Genomic DNA, 20,500 nt, shown 5'->3' on the forward strand with positions numbered 1-20,500 from the left:
TCAGCCATGGCATGACGGAGCGCTTCAACCGACGAGCGGTATCAGCGGAAGCGCTCCTCGGGAGGACCGAGTCGAAGGGTGCCGGTCCGCTTCGTCCTGTGCCTCAGCGGTGGGCAGAGGGCGTTCGGTGCTCGCTGTCAGGCTCGGCGGGCGTGGGAGGCGAGGCGGTCGGCGAGCGCGGTGACGAGGTCGCGGAGTTCATCGGGGCGCTCGATGACGAACGGCCGGTCGAGTGAGGCGAGTACCGGAGGCAGCCAGTCGAGCCGCTCCGCCCGCAGTTCGACGCGCAGCCAACGCTCGGCCGCCCCGTCGTCGTCCGCCGTGGGCGCGTGTTCCTCCAGGCTCGCGATGGCGGCCGGAAGGCGGGCGCGGATCTGCTCAACGGTCCCGTGGATCCGCAGGGTCACCTCGTGCCGGTACTCAGCCGTGGCGAACCCCGACAACACGCGCTGCGCGGGATCGAGACCCACGGGCGCCTCGAACGAGCCGGGGAGAGCCCTCGCGTCTGCGATGCGATCGAGCCGAAAGGTCCGGTCCTCGCCGATCTCGGGGTCCATGCCGGTGACGTACCACCGGCCCGCATGGGCGACGATCCCGTACGCGTGCAGTGTGCGTTCGCCGCGTCGGCCGCACCGGTCGGTGTATCGGACCGAGACCGGTCGGCGGTGCCGTACGGCATCGGCGACGGCGAGCAGGACCCCGGCGTCCGGGGTGGCGAACTCACCGGGCTCGTCCGTGAAGGCGAGAGATTCCAGGAGTGTGTCGAGCCGGCGGGCGAGGTGCTTGGGCAGCACCCGTCGGATCTTGGCCGACGCCGTCTCGCCCGCGGTATGACCCGACGTCATCAACCCTGCTCGGCGGCCTGCGACCAGGCCGAGCAGTACGGCCAGCGCCTCGTCGTCGCTGAGCATGAGCGGGGGCAATCGGTACCCGGGGGCGAGTCGGTACCCGCCGTAGCGGCCGCGCACCGACTCCACGGGCACGTCGAGGTCGATCAGCTGTCCCACATACCGCCGCACGGTGCGCCCTTCGACGCCGAGCCGGTCGGCGAGTTCGGCCACGGTCCGGGTGCCGCCCGACTGCAGCAGCTCCAGGAGTGTCAGCACGCGGCCGGTGGGTCGAGACATGCGCCCAGACTAGTGCGAATACAGGACCGATTCTGTCCACTATTTCTCCTAGCCTGCGCCGTGCAGTCACTTCACCGGCCAAGGAGATCACCATGGACTTCGTCTCGATCCGCATCATCACCGGCGACGTGGCACGCCTCGTCGAGTTCTACGAGCGAGCCACCGGAGTGCGGGCGATGTGGGCAACCGAGGACTTCGCCGAACTCAGGACACCCAACGCGACCCTCGCGATCGCCGGGACCCGCACCGTCCCGCTGTTCGCCCCGGGTTCGGCCCGCCCGGCGGACAACCACAGCGTGATCACCGAGTTCCGCGTCGACGACGTGGACCGCGTCCACCGGAACCTGACCGGCTTCGTCACCGACGTCGTCACCGAGCCCACCACGATGCCCTGGGGCAACCGGTCGCTGCTGTTCCGCGACCCCGACGGCAACCTCGTCAACTTCTTCACCCCCGTCACCCCGGCCGCCGTCGAGAAGTTCGCGCGGTGAAGCCAGGGTCGCTCGCCGGGGTCGGCGATCAGACGCTGTCCGACTCCGCGCGGGCGAGGAGGTGGTAGTGGCGAGCCACGCGTCGGTACGGGTCGGCCCTCCCGGCCGCCCACTCCGCTTCCAGCACCCGGTCGAAGTCCTCGCCGACGGGCTCGTCGCCGAGGTGGTCGGTGAACACCCGAACGCCGTACCACTCCAGGAGCTGGATGCGGTGCTCCGCGAGCACCCGCAGGACGGCGGCGCGGTCCACGCTGCGGCTGATCACGCCGAGGTTGCTGTGCTCCGCCGTGCTGTGCAGCGCCTCCAATGCACCGTCCCAGTCCCGTTCCAGCCCCCGTCGCATGGCCAGGGCGGCGGCCTGCTTGGCGAGGATGGAGACCAGGCCGCCGGGCCGCACGCACCTCGCAAGCGCCCGTAGCAGCGGGGCGGGGTCCTCCAGGTACATCAGTACGCCGTGGCACAGCACGACATCCCATCCGGTGCCGGCACGCTGCGGCGCCTGCTCGCCGACGCCGTGGAGGAAGCCGACCGAGCCCGGGACGCCCTCGGAGTAACGCTGCCAGGCCAAGCGCGCCTTGTTCAGCATGTCCTCGTCCGGATCGAGCACGGTGACCTCGTGTCCGCGCTCGGCGAGCATCCGGGCCTGGACGCCGGTGCCGCCCCCGATGTCGAGCACCCGCTGCGGGGGCGCGCCCGGAAGGCGCTCGGCCAGGGCACGGTCCACCAGGTGATGGCGCAGGGCCCCACGCAGCGTGCGGCTGTGGCGGGCATACACGTCGGCAAGATCTTCGCCGTCGTGGGTGGGAGTGATCCAGGTATTCATCGAATGCCCTCCCGCGCGTGCCGCGGACCGCGCCGGCCCTGACCGGGGTGTGCAGCGACCGTAGCGCCGCGGTGTGCCGGGGGCGACGCGGAAGGGCTGTACGGGTGGCGGCCACGGGGGGCTGCACGGGCTGCGCGACGACCTCGAAGCATGAGCCGGAGTCTCCGTGGGCCCGGAACGGCATGTCGCCGGCCTGGGACGCCTGCCGATCTCACGGCTTCCCCGCCGGTTCCGGTTCATGGCTTCCTTGCCGTGCATGCGGTCATCGCGCAGCCCGTCAGCACCTCGGCGGGCTCGGTTCAGCCCGCGAAGTGATGCGTACCCGACGGCGCCGCGTACACGGCGCAGCCGTCCTCGGTCCGCAGGAACTTCGTGCCGCCGTGGGCCGCTTCCGCGGCCTTGTCCGTCGGGACCCACACCTCGGCGGTCGTATTGGCGGGGATCGTCACGGCGAGTCGGAACCCTTCGTCACCCGTCGTCCAGCGCGTGGTGATCGGGCCGCGGACCGAGTCGAACGTCGCCTCGGCGCCGGTGACACCGCCGCCGGGACGCGGCCGGATCAAGACCTTGCCGAAGCCCGGTGCCGCCGGTGCGATGCCCGCGATGTTCGCGTACATCCACTCGCCCACGGAGCCGTACGCGTAGTGGTTGAAGGAGTTCATCGCGGCGTCCTGGAAGCTGCCGTCCGGCTTGATGGAGTCCCAGCGCTCCCACATCGTGGTCGCCCCCCGGTCGATCTGGTAGCCCCAGCTGGGGAAGGTGCGCTGGGTGAGGAGCCGGTACGCGACGTCGGTGTGGCCCGTCGCGGTGAGCACGGGCAGCAGACGGGGCGTACCGAGGAAGCCGGTCGACAGATGCCAGCTCTTGGACTTGATCAGTTCGACGAGGCGGTCGGCGGCCGGGCCTCGGTCCGCGTCCGCCAACAGGTCCATGGACAGGGCCAGGACGTACGCGCTCTGCGTATCGCCCTTCACCCGGCCGCCGCCGGTGACGTACGCCGCGCGGAAGGCGTCGCGCACGCTGCGGAACAGCGACGCGTACGGCGCCGGGTCCTTGCCCAGTGCTTCGGCCGCGCGCCCGACGAGGTCGGCGGCGTGCGCGAAGTAGGCCGTGCCGATGACGTCCTTGGGCGTCTCGTCCTGAATGTTGAGCCAGTCGCCGTACCCCTCGGCGGGACGCAGGAAGCCGCTGCTGTGCTCCTCCAGGTAGGCCAGCCACTTCACCATCGAAGACCAGGACTGTTCGAGGACGCGGGTGTCCCCGTACGCCTGGTACAGCGCCCAGGGCACCGTCACTCCGGCGTCGCCCCAGCCCGCCACGCCCTTCCCGACGGTGCCGATGAAGGGCGCCACGTCGGTGAACGCGCCGTCGTCCGACTGTCCGTCGCGCAGATCCCCGAGCCACTTGGTGAGGAACCTGGCCGATTCCATGGTGTAGGCGGCCGTCGGTGCGAAGACATTGATGTCGCCGGTCCATCCGAGGCGTTCATCGCGCGCGGGGGTGTCGGTGGGAACGGAGACGAAGTTGCTGCGCTGTCCCCACGTGATGTTGCTGTGCAGCTGGTTGAGCATCGGCTGGTTCGTCGAGAAGTCCATGGTGAAGGGCGTCGACGTATGGATGACCCGGCCCGTGACGGCGTCGAGCGGCGGCTTGCCCGGGTAGCCGGTGACCTCGACATAGCGGAAGCCGTGGAACGTGAAGCGCGGCTCGTATGTCTCCCTGCCCTCGCCCTTGAGGGTGTACGTGTCGGTGGCGCGGGCCGTGCGGAGGTTCGTGGTGTAGATCGATCCGTCGGGGTTGAGGACCTCCGCATGACGCAGCCGCACGGTGGTGCCCGCCTTGCCGGAGACGGTGAGCCGCACCGCGCCCACCATGTTCTGGCCGAGGTCGAAGACGAAGACGCCGGGCGTGGGTTCGGTGATCTTGCGGGCGGAGACCTCGCGCTCGACGCGCGTGGGCCCGCCGACCTCGGCCACGACGGCAGCGCCCACCTCGTCGACCGCGTCGGCGGCGACCCACCCCGCGGCGTCGAAACCGGGGCGCGTCCAGCCGGCGGTCTCCAGGCGGGCGTCGTAGTCCTCGCCCGACATCAGGTCGGCGTTCGTGATCGGCCCCGTCGCGGCTCGCCAGTCGGTCCCCGACAGCACGCGCTCGGTCGAGCCGTCGGTGTAGGTGACCTCCAACTGGGCGAGCATCGCGGGCCGTTCACCGTACTGATGCGGTCCGAACCAGGCGATGTTGCCCGCGTACCAGCCGGCGGCGAGGGTGACGCCGAGCGCGTTGGCGCCGGAGGCCACGAGCTTCGTCACGTCGTACGTCTGGTACTGGACGCGCTTGTGGTAGTCCGTCCAGCCCGGCGCGAGCCGGTCGTCGCCGATCCGCACGCCGTTCAGATACGCCTCGTACAGGCCGAGCGCGGTCGAGTACAGGCGGGCGCGCGCGACGCGCTTCGACTTGAGGCGGAACTCGTGTCGCAACTGAGCGGCGGGGGCGTAGGCGGGAGCCACCTTGCCCCAGGGGCCGGCCCCCCACGCGGCGGCCACCTTTGCCGCGGGCCAGGAGGCGTCGTCGTAGTCGGCCGACTCCCAACCGCCCGACGGCTCCTTGTCGAGTGCCTTCCAGCCGGAGTCGGTCGCGACGGTGCTCACGGTGCCGTCCGCCGCCGTCAGTTCGAGCGCGACGAGGAGTCCCGCGGGCCCCTTCGTCTCGTTGGTCGCCGCGGTCGCGATCACCGCGGGGCCGCCGCGCAGCAGGTCCGTCACGTCCACCACGGCGGGCCGGCGCCAGTTGTCCGCGGCGCCGTCCGCGTCCGTGTGCGCGACACGCGTACCGTTCACATACGCCGTGCAGCCGTCGTCGGCGGCCACCACCAGGCGTGCCCGGACCACACCGTCGGGAACGTCGACGCGGCCCCGGAACCAGCGGGTCCCAGCAGGGGCGCTGCTCGCCGGATCGCCCTCGGGGAACCAGATCCAGGAGGCGTCGTCCAGGGCCGGGGCCCCGACCAGCGCGGCGGGTGCGCCGGTCCAGCGGGCCGACCAGTCGGACGCGGCGGTCAGACCGTTCTCCCACCACGACGGCTCGCTCCACCCCGAGGCCCTGCCCGCGGAATTCCAGACGCGGACCGACCAGTAGTAGCGGGCACGCGATGCCAGGGCGGGGCCGGCGTACGGCACGAGGACCGAGTCCGAGGACGTGACCTTGCCGCTGTCCCAGACGTCGGGCTTCGCGAGGCGGTCCGGGGCGGTGGCGACACGTAGCTGGTAGGCACTCTGGGCCTGGCCCTCCGCCTCGGACGACAGATGCCAACTCAGCCGGGGGCGCGGCACGTCGAGACCGAGGGGGTTCTTCGTGTACTCGACGGTGGGTGCGGTGACGCGCAGCGGATCTCCGGCGGTCGCGGGGGCGGAAGGGGCGTCCGATGCGTCGGCTCGCGCGACAGAAGTGGTAAGTGCGGTGGCCAGTGCGGCCGTTGTGGTCGTGCTGAGCAGTCGTCTTCTGCTGATCACGCTCAGGTCTCCGTAAATGAATCGACGGTGAATCGTTTCACATAGGGAAGCTAGAGACGCATGGGTGATCCGTCAAGAGGCCGACCACGGCGTCCGCTTGCCTGGCATATTTCCTTGCAAGAACCGTTGACGGACCTGTCGTTCCGGGCCTAACTTCCATCGAGGGTGACGCTTGAAACCTTTCACAGCGCGGAGGGCGTCACCCACGAGCGAGGTCCTCGGAGCGGAGGCTCCCGTCCCGGCCACACCAGCCGGGTACGTCCTCCGGAACGGTCCAGGCGCTTGCAGGCCGGGCTGCGTATTCCGGATCGCGTACCGAAGGGACACGCGGGCGGGCGTCGTTGCTTTCAGCCGGGCGGAACCGGCCCGATAGGCACCGGGCCGCAGTGGACGTACACGCGCGGGCGGCGGCCCGCGGGCGCTCCCGGGCCGATTCGCCCGGCGCCGGTTACCGGTCGGAAACCTCAGATCTCCCGCAAACCTTGCAGCTCAGCGTTGATCCAGCACTCGTACGATGCCAGGGTTTCGGGAATTCACCGCAAGCTCCACAGCGAAATCCTGGAGGCCGTATGGCTGTCCGTCGTGCCGCTGTCGCCGCCGCGTCCGCGGCTGCGCTCAGTCTTTCCCTGCTGGCCACTTCCTGCAGCGCCGGCGGAGCCTCGCCCGCCGCCGACTCCAAGGCGCAGCCGCCCCCGAAGAAGGCGGTTGCCACCGGCAGCGGAGGCGCGGTCTCCAGCGTCAACCCGTACGCCTCCCGAGCCGGGCTCGACGTGCTCCGCAAGGGCGGAAACGCCGTCGACGCGGCGGTGGCAACGGCCGCGGCACTGGGCGTGGTCGAGCCGTACTCCGCAGGGGTCGGGGGCGGCGGCTACATGGTCTACTACGACGCCAAGGCCAAGAAGGTACGCACCATCGACGGCCGGGAGACCGCGCCGGCCACCATGCGCTCGGACTCGTTCCTGGATCGCTCGACCGGCAAACCGCTGCCCAGCGACGAAGTGATCAACTCAGGACTGTCGGTCGGTGTTCCCGGCACGCCCGCAACATGGGACAAGGCGCTGAAGAACTGGGGCACCGTGCCCTTGGCGAAGGCCCTGCGTCCGGCCACCCGGATCGCCGACGACGGTTTCGTGGTCAACGACGAGTTCCGGGCCCAGACAGCCATGAACGAGAAGCGCTTCCGCGACTTCAAGTCGACCACCGACCTGTTCCTGCCCAAGGGCGAACTCCCCGTGGTCGGCTCACGCTTCCGCAATCCTGACCTTGCCCGGACCTATCGCCAGCTGGCCCGTGAGGGGGTCAAGGCGCTGTACCGCGGCGGAATCGGGCGGGATGTGGTGCGGACCGTGCAGCGGCCGCCGATGGCTTCCGGGGCCGACCACAAGGCACGCCCCGGCCTCATGAAACGCGGCGACCTCGCCGCCTACCGTGCCGTGCACAGGGAACCGACCCGCGCCAACTACCGCGGAATGGACGTCTACTCCATGGGACCGTCCTCGGCGGGCGGCACCACCGTGGGCGAGGCGCTGAACATCCTGGAGAACTTCCACCTCTCGAAGGCCGACAAGGCCCAGGCCCTGCACCACTACCTGGAGGCCAGCCGGATCTCCTTCGCCGATCGCAACCGCTGGGTGGGCGACCCGAAGTTCTCCGACGTCCCCACCGAGCAGCTGCTCTCCAAGGATTTCGCCAAGGACCGGGCCTGCCTGATCCGTTCCGACAAGGCGCTCAAGAGCCCGCTGGCTCCAGGAGACCCGCGCCACCCGGGGGCCGACTGCGACCGCAGGACCGGGAACAAGGAACCGCACGAGGGGCCTTCGACCACTCATCTGGTGACCGCGGACCGCTGGGGCAACGTCGTCTCCTACACCCTGACGATCGAACAGACCGGCGGCTCGGCCATCACCGTGCCCAAGCGCGGCTTCCTCCTCAACAACGAGCTGACCGACTTCGACTTCGCCCCGCTCACCAAGGGAACGCCGGACCCGAACCTGCCGGGGCCCGGCAAGCGTCCGCGGAGCAGCATGTCGCCGACGATCGTCCTGCGTGACGGCAAGCCGATGATCGCCGTCGGCTCGCCCGGTGGTGCCACGATCATCACCACCGTGCTGCAGACCCTGGTCAACCGACTGGACCTCGGCATGTCCCTACCGGCGGCGGTCGCCGCGCCGCGTATCTCGCAACGCAATCAGACCGCGACGGAAGCCGAACCGGGCTTCCTGTCCTCCCCCGAGCGCAAGAAGCTCGACGCCCTGGGCCATGAGTTCGTCCTGGCGCCGAAGACCTTCACACCGGCACCGGAGATCGGGGCGGTCGCCGCGCTGGAGTTCCTGCCACACGGCAAGATCTCGGCAGTGGCCGAACCCGAGCGGCGTGGTGGCGGATCGGCCATGGTGCTCAAGGAATCCCGCTGAAGCCGAGCCCCCTCCGAGCGACGTCTCGGAGGGGGCTCGTCCCGATGGCCCGATGCGTGAGCAGGTGGGCAACGTGATGTGGGCCGGGGTCCGGCTGCCGCTCAGGCGCGGGCGCAGTCGGGGCACACGCCCCGATACGTCACCTCGGCCTCGCGGACGGTGAAGCCGAACCGTTCGGAGGCGGGCAGATCGGCGAGGGGATCGCCACCGGGGTGGACGTCGCGAATGGCCCCGCAGCCGGAGCACACCAGATGCTGGTGGGGGCGGTGGGCGTTCGGGTCGTAGCGCTTGGCACGTCCGTCGGTGGCCACCTCGATCACCTCGCCCAGCGAGACGAGTTCACCGAGGGTGTTGTAGACGGTCGCGCGGGAGATTTCCGGCAGCTTGGCGGTGGCCCGCGCCAGCACCTCATCCGCGGTGAGGTGGATGTGCTCGCCGTCGAGTACCTCGGCCACCACGCGGCGCTGGGCGGTCATCCGCCAGCCGCGCCCGCGAAGCCGGTCCAGCAGGTCACTCATGCCCACCAGCCTAACTGTGACCCGTCCGGGAAATGAATCCGTACGAGTCTGGTTGATGTATTGACTTGGACTTTGTCCATCGTAGGATCGGATCCGGCGACAGCCAAGGGACAGGACAACAGCAGGGAAAACCCGTGACGGTTCAGGAGACGGGTCCGCTCACCACCGCATGCGATGCCCTGGTCGCGGACCACCACAGCAGCGAGCAGGCGGGCGCCGGCGCCCCGGTGCAGATCCACGATCAGGTCCCGCTGGAGAAGCGTGCCCCTTTCCCGCGCAGGCGCCCCGCCGACACGCGGCTCGTCCCCTCGCGCGCCCTCCGCGGCCGCACCGCCCGAGGCCGTAACGCCGGTGCCCGGGCGGTTTCCGTGACGACGTCCAGGAATCGCCCCTGCGGGACGCGAGCCGGCGGACGCCTCCGCGACGGCCTCCGTCTTCGTGTGCCGGTCGTGCGGTGTCGTCGCTGACTTCGACCACACGGCCGGCGTCAGCCCCTGGCCTTCCGCCGCCCGACGTCCTCCGCCTCCTGACCGAGGAGGCCGAGGCCCCTCGCCGGGGCTCCGCCCCGGCTGTTGCACCGCCCAGCAGTTCCGCCAGCACTGTGATCCGCCCCGTCCGGAAGGATTCCCATGTCTGAGAACCACGACGCCATCGTCACAGACCCCGAGCCCGAGGGGGCGGGTGGCTGCCCGGTCGCACACGGCCGTGCCCTCCACCCGACTCAGGGCGGCGGAAACCGCCAATGGTGGCCGGAGCGGCTCAATGTGAAGATCCTCGCCAAGAACCCCGCCGTGGCGAACCCGCTGGGCGAGGACTTCCATTACGGCGAGGCGTTCAAGAGCCTCGATCTGCCGGCCGTGAAGCGCGACATCGCCGAGGTACTGACGACCTCGCAGGACTGGTGGCCCGCCGACTTCGGCCACTACGGCCCGCTCATCATCCGGATGGCCTGGCACAGCGCGGGCACCTACCGCATCAGTGACGGCCGCGGCGGCGCGGGAGCGGGCCAGCAGCGCTTCGCCCCCCTCAACAGCTGGCCCGACAACGCCAACCTCGACAAGGCCCGCCGCCTGCTGTGGCCGGTCAAGAAGAAGTACGGCCAGAGCCTGTCGTGGGCCGACCTGCTCGTCCTCTCCGGCAACGTCGCGCTGGAGTCGATGGGCCTTGAGACCTTCGGTTTCGCCGGCGGCCGTGAGGACGTCTGGGAGCCGGAGGAGGACGTCTACTGGGGCCCCGAGACCACCTGGCTCGACGACCAGCGTTACACCGGCGACCGGGACCTGGAAAACCCCCTCGGTGCCGTCCAGATGGGCCTGATCTACGTCAACCCCGAGGGCCCCAACGGCAACCCCGACCCGATCGCCGCCGCCCGCGACATCCGTGAGACGTTCCGCCGGATGGCGATGAACGACGAGGAGACCGTCGCCCTGATCGCCGGCGGCCACACCTTCGGAAAGACCCACGGCGCGGGCCCCGCGGACAACGTCGGCGACGATCCCGAAGCCGCCACCCTCGAAGAACAGGGCCTGGGCTGGAAGAACGCCTACGGCACCGGTAAGGGCGCCGACGCCATCACCTCCGGCCTGGAGGTGACCTGGACCAGCACTCCCACCCAGTGGGGCAACGGCTTCTTCGACAACCTCTTCGGCTACGACTGGGAGCTCACCAAGAGCCCCGCAGGCGCCAACCAGTGGAAGCCGAAGGACGGCGCGGGCGAGGGCACGGTGCCGCACGCCCACGACTCCTCGAAGAAGATCGCCCCGTCGATGCTCACCACCGACCTGTCGCTGCGCTTCGACCCGATCTACGAGCCGATCTCCCGCCGTTTCCATGAGAACCCGCAGGAGTTCGCGGACGCCTTCGCCCGCGCCTGGTACAAGCTGACCCACCGCGACATGGGCCCGAAGTCGCTGTACCTGGGCCCGGAGGTCCCGGACGAGACCCTGCTCTGGCAGGACCCGCTGCCCGAGGCCGGGGGCGAGATCATCGATGCCTCCGACATCGACGCGCTCAAGGCCAAGCTGCTCGACTCCGACCTGACGGTGTCTCAGCTGGTCAGCACCGCGTGGGCGTCGGCCTCGACGTTCCGTGGCAGCGACAAGCGCGGCGGCGCCAACGGCGCCCGCATCCGCCTCGAACCGCAGCGCGGCTGGGCAGCCAACGACCCCGACCAGCTGGCCCTCGTGCTGCGCTCGCTGGAGAGCGTGCGGCAGGAGTTCAACGCCGCCTCCGGCGCCAAGCAGGTCTCCCTGGCCGACCTCATCGTCCTCGGCGGCGTGGCCGCCGTGGAGAAGGCCGCCAAGGACGCGGGCATCGAGGTACAGGTGCCGTTCACCCCGGGCCGGGTCGACGCGACCGAGGAGCACACCGACGTCGAGTCCTTCGAGGCGCTGGAGCCGACCGCGGACGGGTTCCGCAACTACCAGGGCAAGGGCAACCGCCTGCCGGCCGAGTTCCTGCTGCTCGACCGGGCGAACCTGCTCACCCTGAGCGCGCCCGAGACGACCGCGCTGGTCGGTGGCCTGCGCGTCCTGGGCGCCAACCACCAGCAGTCCTCGCTCGGCGTCCTCACCAGCACCCCTGGGGTGCTGACCAACGACTTCTTCGTCAACCTGCTCGACCTGGGCACGACGTGGAAGGCGGTCTCCGAGGACGCCACCACCTTCGAGGGCCACGACGCCGCCACGGGTGAGGTGAAGTGGACCGGCACCCGTGCCGACCTCGTCTTCGGCTCGAACTCCGAACTGCGCGCGCTCGCGGAGGTCTACGCGAGCGATGACGCCAAGGAGAAGTTCGTGAAGGACTTCGTCGCGGCGTGGGACAAGGTGATGAACCTCGACCGGTTCGACCTCGCCTGATTCGACCTCGTCCGACGGGTCTCGTCCGACACATGACGTCCAGGCCGGCCGCGTATCGGCCGGCCTGGACGCCGTCGCGCGGCCCGTAAGCCCCCGAGTGCACTACCCGCACGATTCCCGCGCGCTCCCGGCCAGGCGTCTTCGTGGTCCGCCGCCGGGTGCGGTCGGCACCGCGCGGCCCCGGTTCGTCAACGCCGCCCGCCGAACTCCCAGTTGTGGACCTCGATGTCGGCGTACCGGTCCTGGGACAGAACCGCTCGTGCCGTGTCCGGGCCTGGCGCCCGGACCAGCGCCGCCGTACCCAGCCAGGCGGTGCCGTCGTCGGAGAGCAGCGGCCCGTAGGCGATCAGCTCGTCCCGGTCGGGCGGCACGTCGAGATCAGCGGTCCCTCCCGTGCCCAGGCCGAGGACCAGGTACCTGTTGCCACCGGCCCGGCCCCCGGGGAAGTCCCACATGGTGCGCCCCAGCACGTTGCGCCACCGCCGCAGCATCACGTCCCGGTACACACCGGCCTGGTAGCCGGGCTCGTCGAACGCGAATGCGCGGGCGGCGGCCGGGCCCGGCAGGTCGACCACGTGCACGCTGCCGGTGGGTGTCTCGTCATCGTCGGCGAAGGTCGGACCGCGGGCGATCAGCTCCTTCTCGTACCGGTCCATGTAGGACCAGTGCGCTTCCAGCAGCTCGTGGCGCAACGGGACGGAGCCGGGCCGATCGCGGTGATAGCAGAAGAACTCCATGGCCACAGGATTTCCGACCCCCGCCGGTATCTCAACAGCGTATTTGCCAATTGAGCGGCGTGCTCGGCCAGTTGGGCGGTCGGCGTGCCTGCGAGACCGTGCGGTGACCGCCGCCGGAAGGGCGACGCACTCCACGACCTGGCACCGCGGCCGTCGCCCGCCCGTTCCCTAGGACTGCCCGCGGACCGCTTTCTCCTCCGAGTCGGCCAGCCAGAAGAACACCGGCGGCAGCACGAGTTCGACCCCCGTCAGCACCACCTGGAACCAGTGCGGCCACCCGTCCACGGCGAGCGACAGCAGCCGCCCGAACGCCCCCAGCAGGAACACACCGGCCAGCCATCGCACCGCCGTCGCGGGGATCGGCGACTGCCGGGCCGTCCGGAGCCAGGCCAGGCCGTACCCGGCGAAGATCGCGCCGAAGAACCGTCCGAGGCTGTCGACCGTCGCACCGGCCGAGCCCGCGCCCGGGATGGAGGCATTCCCGAGCAGGACGTGGAAGAGCCCGATCGCCACGCACGCGTACCCCATGGCCAACACGAGCCCCCGCAGCACCTTCGCCCTGACCATGACCACATCACCCCGTTAATAGACACGTGTCCAATAGACTACCGCCGCCTAATAGACGCGTGTCAAGTAACATGGGCCGATGCCTCCCCGTCAGCGCCTCCGCCCCGCCGAGCGCCGCGCCCAGCTCCTCGCGGTCGCCGCGCAGCTCTTCGCCGCGCATCCGTATGACGAGGTGCTGATGGAAGACGTCGCGGAGCGCGCCGGGGTCTCGCGCGCGCTGCTCTACCAACACTTCGCGAGCAAGCGGGACCTCTTCGCCGCCCTCTACCAGCAGGTCGCCGAGCAACTGCTGGCCAGGACCCGGCTCGACCCCACCGAGACCCTCGTCGAGCAGCTCACCGAAGGCTTGGACGCCCATATCGAGTACTTCGCGGAGAACCGCAACACCGTGCTCGCGGCGAACCGGGTACTGGCCGGCGACCGGATGGTCCAGACGATCATCGACGGTGAACTCGACGCTCTGCGCGAGCGGTTGCTCGGCGTGCTCCCCCTGGCGGACGACGGGACCCGGGAGGCCGTGTCGGGCGTTCTGAAGAGCTGGCTGGTGTTCGTCCAGGTGCTGTGCGTGGACTGGCTCACCAAGGAGACCTGCACCCGTGCCGAACTGCGCGACGTGTGCATCGGCGCCGTGCTGGGCGCCATCCGGCCCCTCCTTGACGAAGACCCCGCCCCGGACTGGCCGTGACGGTCGCGCTCCCGAAAGCTGCCCGCCGCTGCGACCTCGCCTGACCGCGCACCGATCAGCTCAGGGCGCCCCACCTGCCCTCGTGGCCACGGCCGGAGGGCGCGGCCCTACTCCCCGTCACCCCGTACGGCCTTTTCGAGGAGCGTGAACGACTTGGGCGTGCCGCCCAGCTGCGGCTTGCCCTCCTTGCGCCCGACCACCCGATAGCCGGCCTTGAGGTAGTACGCGTGCAGGCGTGCGTTGCCGGCCCAGCAGTCCAGACGGACCAGCTGTCGGCCCGCCTCGGCCACGCGGCGCTCCGCGACGCCCAGCAGCTCCCGCCCCGTCCCGGGCGGGACGCTGCCGTGATCCACCATCAGCCGGTGCACATAGCCGGCCGTCGGCGGCTGCGGCCCCCAGGCGCCCTCGTCCTCCCACCACAGCTCCCAGGCCCCGACGGCACGATCGGCGGCCTCCGCGAGCCATACCTCCCCGCTCTCCATGACCCGGCGGAAGTGGTCCCCGTCCAGCTCACCGGGCCGCCACTGACCGGTGACGCCCTGGGCGAGCATCCAGCGGGCGGCGTTGTCGCGCAGACGCACGAGGGCAGGAAGGTCGGTGTCGTCAGCGAGACGGAAGCGTAGGTCGTTCACGCTGCGATCCTCACACAAGGGTCCGGCGCGGCATCGACCGGTGGCAGGTGCCCTGACGCCCCCTCCACACCCACCCGGTGCGCACCGGGAAGCATCGCCCCCACCCCCCCCGCACCCGAAATGATGCTATTTGTGGCGAATATGAGAGCGGGAGATCTACCGTGTGATCCGAGGTGGTTTCGATCCGGTGACAGCGAAGCTCCGGGGCCATGTGCCCGCCGGGCCGTTGCGCGCCGGCCGTGGAGGCCGTGGAAGGAGCAAGGATGCCCGACCGGCCGGGGCCGGTGCGCCAACTGCGCTACGCCATACGGGCACCGTGGCTCGCCGTGCCGTACGCGCGGCGCCCGGCCCGAGACGCCCGTTTCCTCGACAGTGATGCGGTCGGACACCACTCGCGGCTCTGATGACGCGAGGGACAGCAGGATGCGCGACCGGCAACCGGCGCCGGAGCCACCACCCGGCCCCCGCGCACGACGTGTCGTTCGACTTCCTTGGCGACGCCGCCCGGTGCCGCACGACGCCTCGCCTGCCCAACCCCGCACTCATCGACCTCCTCGACCTCGTTGAGCACTCCCGCGGTCGGGCGACCTCCCCCTGGAGCCTGCTGTGAACACCGACGGCTACGCCGCGACCCCGCAGGCCGGCGGGCTGCCCCACGAGACCTCCGGGAGGGGTGCGGGCCGCGCGCCGGAGGAACGGCGGCGGTGGGCCGGGGTATCTCCGTTGTGGCTGGTCGCGGCGGTGTTCGTCATCGTTCAGCTGATGGTCGTCCCGCTGTGGATGCCGTTGGGCTGGGACGAGGGCGTCTATGTGAGCCAGGTCGGTTCCCGGGTGCCCGCGGCGTACTTCAGTGCTCCCAGGGCGCGGGGCATCAGCTGGCTCGCGGCGCCCGCCGTACTTCTCAGCTCCTCCACCGTGGTGCTGCGCGCGTGGATGCTGGCGTTGTGGACTGCGGGCCTGGTGGCAGCGTACTGGCCGTGGCGGCGCCTGGTGGGTGAAAAGGTCACCGCGGTGGCGGCGGCGATGTTCGCCGGTTTGTGGGTCGTGCAGTTCTATGCGGCCGAGGTGATGCCCAATACGTACGTGGCCTACGGCGCGGTGGCCGCCACGGGATGGTTCCTCCGGGCGGTATCGAGCCACGACCGCAGGGCGGCCGTCGCGCTCGCGCTCGGCATTGCCTTCATCGCCCTGATGCGTCCGGCCGACGCGGTCTTCATCGCCGCTGTCCTGACGGCCGGAACGGTGGTGGTGCGTTCATGGCGTCGTTGGTCCGCGGGCCTGGCGGTCCTCACCGGGCTCGGCGTCGGCCTCCTGCCGTGGCTCGTCGAGGCTTGCGCCAGGTACGGCAGCCCCCTCGCGCGACTGCGGGAGGGCAGCGACGTCCAGGGCGGCATGCACCTGAGTGCGGCGTTCGGCATGCAGCTGCGTGCCCTGAACGGGCCCCTGCTGTGCCGCCCCTGCCGGTCCTCCTGGTCGTACCCGCCCCTGTCCGGTTGGTGGCTTGCCCTGCCGGTTCTGGTTGCCGCGGGCCTGGCGCTCGCCGCCCGCAGGCGCCGCGCCGAGCCGGTCGGGTTCGCCGGGCTCGCCCTGGCCACGGTATGCGCGGCGGCAGTGTCGGTGCAGTACGTGCTCCTGCTGGACTACGCCGCGCCGCGCTTCCTGATCCCCACCTATGCCCTGCTCGCCCTGCCCGTGGCCGTTCTGGTGGTGAGCGGGGTCGGCGCGGTCTCCCGCCGCCGCCGACCCGTCATGGCGGGAGCGCTGGCGGTGCTCTTCGTCATGCACCTGGCCGGCCAGGTGCTGGTGCTGGACCGGCGGACGAACTCCCAGGTACGCAGTCGTACCGCTCTGCTGGACCTCGCTCAGCGACTCCATCAGGCGGGTCTGCGACCGCCGTGCACCCTCGTCGGGTCGGACGTGGTCCCGTTGGCCTTCCACGCCGGCTGCAGATCCGAGGCGCTGACGGGCAACAACGCCTCCATCACCAGGAAGGAGCTGCTGCGGCGGACAGCCCTTGAGCCGGTGGCAGCCGCCGGAAACTCTCGCCACACCCCGCGGTATGCCCGACGATGGGCGCGCTGTTCGCTGATGTCGGCCGACGGGACACCCTGGTACGTGTTCATCGCGCCGTCCCCCGGCGTCCGACCGGAGCGCTGCTGACCCAGCGGCGATCGGCTGCGCATCCGCCGTGTATCGGCTGCGAAGACCGCCTGGAGGGTGCGTGTCCGGGCGTTACGGCATCACGGCGTCACGATGCGCTCGACCGCCGCCGTCACCAGCTGTTCGCGCTCGGCATCCGAGAACACGTCCGGCAGGGTGAGCTGTTCGACGATGATCCAGTTCAGCGCCAGGTACAGCAGCCGGACGGCGGTCGCGTCGCCCGGCAGACCGGATTCCTCGTGGTAGGCCACGTTGGCGTCGATGTCGGCGCGGACGCGCTCGGTCAGCAGAGCCCGCAACTCGGGGCGGCGGGTGGCCTCCAGCCGCAGTTCGAGCAGGGCCAGGTAGCCGGCCCGGAAGGCGCTGATCCGGCCGACCAGCTCGCGCATCAGCGCCGCGTAGGTCTCCCGGTCCGGTGTGCTCGCCCGCTGTCGCGCGATGGTCGCCTCATCGGGCTGCAGCCGTTCGTAGACGCGAACGCCCGCCTGGGTCAGCAGGTGGTCGCGGTTGGTGAAGTAGTTGGACGCCGTACCGGCGGGCACGGCCGCCTCGGCGTCCACCGCCCGGAAGGTCAGACCTCGCGCGCCCTCCTTGGCGAGTACCTCAATGGCCGCGTCCACGAGGGCGCCCCTCCGCTCGTCGTTCCTGCGCACCATTGACACCACTCCATCCGTAGTACTACGTTCAGGCCACTCACGTCAGAGTACTACAGATGGAGTGGTGTTCAATGCGAAAGCTCGTGTACTACGTAGCCGTCACCCTCGACGGCTACATCGCAGGCCCCGGCGGGGAGTTCGACTTCTTCCCGACGGGCGACGAGGAGCAGGCCGCCGCCTACGCCGCATGGACCAACGCGCGTTATCCCGAGACCGTCCCCACCTTCATGCGCCCCGCCCATGGCCTCACGGATACGCCCAACCTTCACTTCGACACGGTGCTGATGGGGTTGGGCACCTACCGTCCCGGTCTGGACGCCGGCATCACCAGCCCGTACGCACACCTACGGCAGTACGTGGTGTCGAGCACGCTCAAGCAGGAGCCTGATGCCGGCGTGACCGTCGTCGACAGCGACCCGCTGGCGCTGGTCCGCGATCTCAAGCAGGAAGAGGGGCAGGACATCTGGCTGTGCGGCGGGGGCCGGCTCGCCGGCGCACTGCTGCCCGAGATCGATGAACTGATCGTCAAGAGCTATCCCGTGGTCGTCGGGTCCGGGATCTCCATGTTCGACGGGGAGTTCGACCCCACCCTGTTCGAGGTGACGGACCGCAGGTCGTTCGCCAACGACGTCACGATCACCTGGTTCACCCGACGGTGATCCGGCCTCCACCGCTCACCACCCTCCGCCACCGCCCCCCATCGGACGGCCGACCAGCGAGACTGCCGTCATGGACCTGCTCTCGCTGCGATACTTCCAAGCCGTGGCCCGCCACCAGCACATCAGCCGGGCCGCGGAGGAACTCCGTGTCGCCCAGCCGTCGGTGAGCCGGAGCATCATCCGGCTCGAATCCGAGCTCGGCATTCCGCTGTTCGATCGCCAGGGGCGCCGGATCCGGTTGAACGAGCACGGTACGGCCTTCCTGCGCCGGGTCGAGCGGACATTGGCCGAACTCGACGATGCCCGCCGGGAGATGGCCGATGCCGTCGGCGCCGGACCCGGCCGGGTCGCCGTCGCGGCCGAGACACTGCTCCAGCTGGCCGGGGTGCTTGCCGCCTTCCGCGCGCAGCGTCCAGGGGTGAGTGTGCGCCTGTTCCAGGCTTCGCTGACGTCGATGCGGCGTCATCTGCGCGCCGCCGAGGTCGACTTCGCGCTCGCCTCCCAACCGTTGGCCGGTCCGGAATTGTGCTCGGTCGAACTGGCTCGGGAGGAGGTGCTGCTGGCCGTGCCGCCCTGGCACCCGCTGGCCGGGCGGGAGAGCGTCGCGGTGACCGAGCTGGCCGACGAGGAGTTCGTCAGCACCCGCGCCGGCCACTGGCAACGCACCCTGCTGGACCGGCTCTTCGTCCGTGAGGGGCTCACGCCGCAGGTGGTCTGCGAGGGCGACGAGGCCGCCGCGACGCCGGAGCTGATCGGCGCCGGACTGGGCATCGGCCTGATGCCGGCCGTCGCACGGCGCGCCCTCGGCGAGAGCGGCCAGGTGGCCTGGCTCCGCCTGGACGCAGCGGACTGCCATCGGACACTGACCCTGGTGTGGCGCCAGGACGCCTATCTCTCCCCCGCCGCCAAGGAGTTCCGTCGGCTGGCCACGGAACGATTTATGCCCCGTGAGTCATGAGTACATGGCGAATTCGGTCGTGGAAGGCATGAACGGACGGCGCTAGCGTCAAGGAATCCGACAGGTTCCGACCAGGGAGACCAGCGATGACGCAGATCAGGCGCCGCCCCACCGCGGAAGGCGCTTTCAGCAGCTACGCAGAGGTTGTCCTCGACGTACTGTCCGCCGAGCCGGCACGACCGGTCATCACCACCGCCGAAGGGCTGGTGATCAGCGCGGGAGAGTTCCGGGACCAGGTCCATCGGCTCGCCGGGGAGCTGGCGGGGCGCGGCGTGGGGCGCGGCACCACCGTCACCCTGCTCACCGGCAACACCGCCGAGGCCCTCGTCGCGCGCTATGCCGCGGGGCTGGCCGGCGGCAGGGTGGTCAGCCTCTACGAGGGCATGAGCCCGTCGATCATGGCTCGCGTCATGGCGAGCGTCGACTGCTCACTGTTGCTGGTGGACGGCCAACGGCACGCCATCGCACAGGAGTTACTGCACATCGCCGGTGTCCCCCGGATGCTCTCCCTGGGTCCGAGCGGCTTCGCCGAAGACGTACTCGCGGTGGCCGCCCGCCGTCCGGCACAGCCGATGAGCGGCATGGTGGGTCCGGAGGACGACTGGTGCATCCGGCACACCGGCGGAACCACCGGAGTCCCCAAGGGCATCCGGATTTCCCATGACTCCTACCGGCAGACCCTGGACCACCGGCTCGCCGGCGCCGGCGACCCGCCCCGCTATCTGGCCTGCACCTCGCTCGCCCACCTCGCCGGAATCTTCGCCGACATGGCCCTCCACCAGGGCGGCCAGGTGATTCTGCGGCACGGATTCGAGCCCCGCGACGTACTGGCCGCGATCGAGCGTGAGCGCATCACCCACACCTGGCTGTTGCCGCCGCTGCTCTACCAGCTGCTGGATCACCCGGACCTGGCCACCACAGATCTCTCCAGCCTGTGCCGGATCACCTATGGCGGCACCGCCGCCTCATCGGTCAGGCTGCGGCAGGCCGCCAAGGCACTGGGACCCGTGCTCTACGGCGTGTACGGGCAGGCCGAGGCGCAGTACATCACCGAAGCCGGTCCCGACGTACAGGAGTTGACCGGGCCTGGCGGTCATCTGACGGTCGGCCGGGCCATGCCCGGCGTGGAGATCGCCATCCGGGCCGTCGACGGCACCGCCCTGCCGCCCGGGGAGCCGGGCGAAGTGCTGGTGCGCTCGCCGTATGTGATGAACGGCTACTGGAAGCAGCCTGAGCTGACCGCGGAGGTGCTGAGGGACGGCTGGGTGCACACCGGCGACGTCGGCTATCTCGATGAGCGCGGATATCTCTACATCGTGGACCGGATCAAGGAGATGATCGTGGTCGTCGGCGGCCACGTCTACCCGGCGGAGCTGGAGGACCTGCTGCTGGGCCATCCCGCCATCGCTCACTGCGCGGTCTTCGGCAGTCGGGACGAGGAGTCGGTGGAGCACGTCCACGCCGCCGTGGTGCCCGCCCCCGGACAGCGGCCCTCACTGGAGGAGATCCGGGACTTCGTCTCCACCCGCAAGGGCCGCCTCTACGCTCCCGAAGCGCTGCACGTCGTCCCCGCCATCCCGCTGACCGCAGCGGGCAAGCCGGACAAGCGGCAGCTGAGGTCCCAGCTGTCCGGCTGAGGACACTGCCTCGCCCGCCGACAGCGCACCGAGGAGCTCGGCGCGGGCGGCCGGGGTCTGCTTTTTGGC

The 20,500-nt window shown here is 70.4% G+C and carries 17 protein-coding genes; 9 read left to right on the top strand and 8 right to left on the bottom strand.

What is annotated here, in order from left to right; all coding sequences use genetic code 11:
* Positions 1-137: 137 nt before the first annotated feature.
* Entirely contained in the window at positions 138-1,127 is a 990-nt protein-coding gene (locus QOM21_RS02825) for a helix-turn-helix transcriptional regulator (protein ID WP_407547906.1), read from the bottom strand.
* Between the two features lie 92 nt (positions 1,128-1,219).
* On the opposite strand from QOM21_RS02825, the gene QOM21_RS02830 reads away from it, so the two are divergent.
* Positions 1,220-1,618 carry a VOC family protein gene (locus QOM21_RS02830; RefSeq protein WP_407547907.1) on the top strand — a complete coding sequence of 133 codons (399 nt, stop codon included), beginning with the start codon at positions 1,220-1,222 and terminating at the stop codon, positions 1,616-1,618.
* Between the two features lie 28 nt (positions 1,619-1,646).
* Here QOM21_RS02830 and QOM21_RS02835 read toward each other — a convergent pair whose 3' ends face one another.
* Positions 1,647-2,441: a methyltransferase domain-containing protein gene (locus QOM21_RS02835; protein WP_407547908.1), complete on the bottom strand. Its 795-nt coding sequence runs from the start codon at positions 2,439-2,441 to the stop codon at positions 1,647-1,649.
* Positions 2,442-2,740: 299 nt separating this feature from the next.
* Positions 2,741-5,950, bottom strand: coding sequence for an alpha-L-rhamnosidase (locus QOM21_RS02840; RefSeq protein WP_407547909.1), 3,210 nt, complete (start codon positions 5,948-5,950; stop codon positions 2,741-2,743).
* A 569-nt stretch (positions 5,951-6,519) separates the two neighbouring features.
* Here QOM21_RS02840 and ggt point away from each other — a divergent pair.
* Positions 6,520-8,364 carry a gamma-glutamyltransferase gene (gene ggt, locus QOM21_RS02845; RefSeq protein WP_407547910.1) on the top strand — a complete coding sequence of 615 codons (1,845 nt, stop codon included), beginning with the start codon at positions 6,520-6,522 and terminating at the stop codon, positions 8,362-8,364.
* 101 nt (positions 8,365-8,465) lie between these two features.
* Here ggt and QOM21_RS02850 read toward each other — a convergent pair whose 3' ends face one another.
* Positions 8,466-8,882 (bottom strand): Fur family transcriptional regulator, encoded by a 417-nt coding sequence (locus QOM21_RS02850; protein WP_407547911.1) that lies wholly within the window; start codon positions 8,880-8,882, stop codon positions 8,466-8,468.
* A gap of 629 nt (positions 8,883-9,511) precedes the next feature.
* On the opposite strand from QOM21_RS02850, the gene katG reads away from it, so the two are divergent.
* On the top strand, positions 9,512-11,740 hold the full coding sequence (gene katG, locus QOM21_RS02855) for a catalase/peroxidase HPI (protein ID WP_407547912.1): 2,229 nt from the start codon (positions 9,512-9,514) through the stop codon (positions 11,738-11,740).
* A gap of 188 nt (positions 11,741-11,928) precedes the next feature.
* Here katG and QOM21_RS02860 read toward each other — a convergent pair whose 3' ends face one another.
* Positions 11,929-12,477: a YciI family protein gene (locus QOM21_RS02860; RefSeq protein WP_407547913.1), complete on the bottom strand. Its 549-nt coding sequence runs from the start codon at positions 12,475-12,477 to the stop codon at positions 11,929-11,931.
* Positions 12,478-12,645: 168 nt separating this feature from the next.
* Positions 12,646-13,044 (bottom strand): DUF4345 domain-containing protein, encoded by a 399-nt coding sequence (locus QOM21_RS02865; protein ID WP_407547914.1) that lies wholly within the window; start codon positions 13,042-13,044, stop codon positions 12,646-12,648.
* Positions 13,045-13,123: 79 nt separating this feature from the next.
* On the opposite strand from QOM21_RS02865, the gene QOM21_RS02870 reads away from it, so the two are divergent.
* Entirely contained in the window at positions 13,124-13,729 is a 606-nt protein-coding gene (locus QOM21_RS02870) for a TetR/AcrR family transcriptional regulator (protein WP_407547915.1), read from the top strand.
* A 107-nt stretch (positions 13,730-13,836) separates the two neighbouring features.
* Here QOM21_RS02870 and QOM21_RS02875 read toward each other — a convergent pair whose 3' ends face one another.
* Positions 13,837-14,361 carry a GNAT family N-acetyltransferase gene (locus QOM21_RS02875; RefSeq protein ID WP_407547916.1) on the bottom strand — a complete coding sequence of 175 codons (525 nt, stop codon included), beginning with the start codon at positions 14,359-14,361 and terminating at the stop codon, positions 13,837-13,839.
* Positions 14,362-14,624: 263 nt separating this feature from the next.
* On the opposite strand from QOM21_RS02875, the gene QOM21_RS02880 reads away from it, so the two are divergent.
* A complete protein-coding gene (locus QOM21_RS02880) occupies positions 14,625-14,765 on the top strand; it encodes a hypothetical protein (RefSeq protein WP_407547917.1) in 141 nt (46 codons plus the stop codon).
* Between the two features lie 202 nt (positions 14,766-14,967).
* A complete protein-coding gene (locus tag QOM21_RS02885; RefSeq protein ID WP_407547918.1) occupies positions 14,968-16,521 on the top strand; it encodes an ArnT family glycosyltransferase in 1,554 nt (517 codons plus the stop codon).
* A gap of 80 nt (positions 16,522-16,601) precedes the next feature.
* Here the strand turns inward: QOM21_RS02885 and QOM21_RS02890 are convergent, their stop codons facing one another.
* Positions 16,602-17,177 (bottom strand): TetR/AcrR family transcriptional regulator, encoded by a 576-nt coding sequence (locus tag QOM21_RS02890; RefSeq protein ID WP_407547919.1) that lies wholly within the window; start codon positions 17,175-17,177, stop codon positions 16,602-16,604.
* Between the two features lie 71 nt (positions 17,178-17,248).
* On the opposite strand from QOM21_RS02890, the gene QOM21_RS02895 reads away from it, so the two are divergent.
* The 3 genes from QOM21_RS02895 (at position 17,249) to QOM21_RS02905 (ending at position 20,431) form a co-directional block, all read left to right on the top strand.
* The gene (locus QOM21_RS02895; protein WP_407547920.1) at positions 17,249-17,836 is read left to right on the top strand and encodes a dihydrofolate reductase family protein; all 588 of its coding nucleotides are present in this window, start codon (positions 17,249-17,251) and stop codon (positions 17,834-17,836) included.
* Positions 17,837-17,906: 70 nt separating this feature from the next.
* Entirely contained in the window at positions 17,907-18,794 is an 888-nt protein-coding gene (locus tag QOM21_RS02900) for a LysR family transcriptional regulator (RefSeq protein ID WP_407547921.1), read from the top strand.
* Positions 18,795-18,880: 86 nt separating this feature from the next.
* On the top strand, positions 18,881-20,431 hold the full coding sequence (locus tag QOM21_RS02905; RefSeq protein WP_407547922.1) for an AMP-binding protein: 1,551 nt from the start codon (positions 18,881-18,883) through the stop codon (positions 20,429-20,431).
* Positions 20,432-20,500: the final 69 nt, after the last annotated feature.

It is taken from the genome of Streptomyces sp. Pv4-95, assembly GCF_045782725.1.
GTDB lineage: Bacteria > Actinomycetota > Actinomycetes > Streptomycetales > Streptomycetaceae > Streptomyces.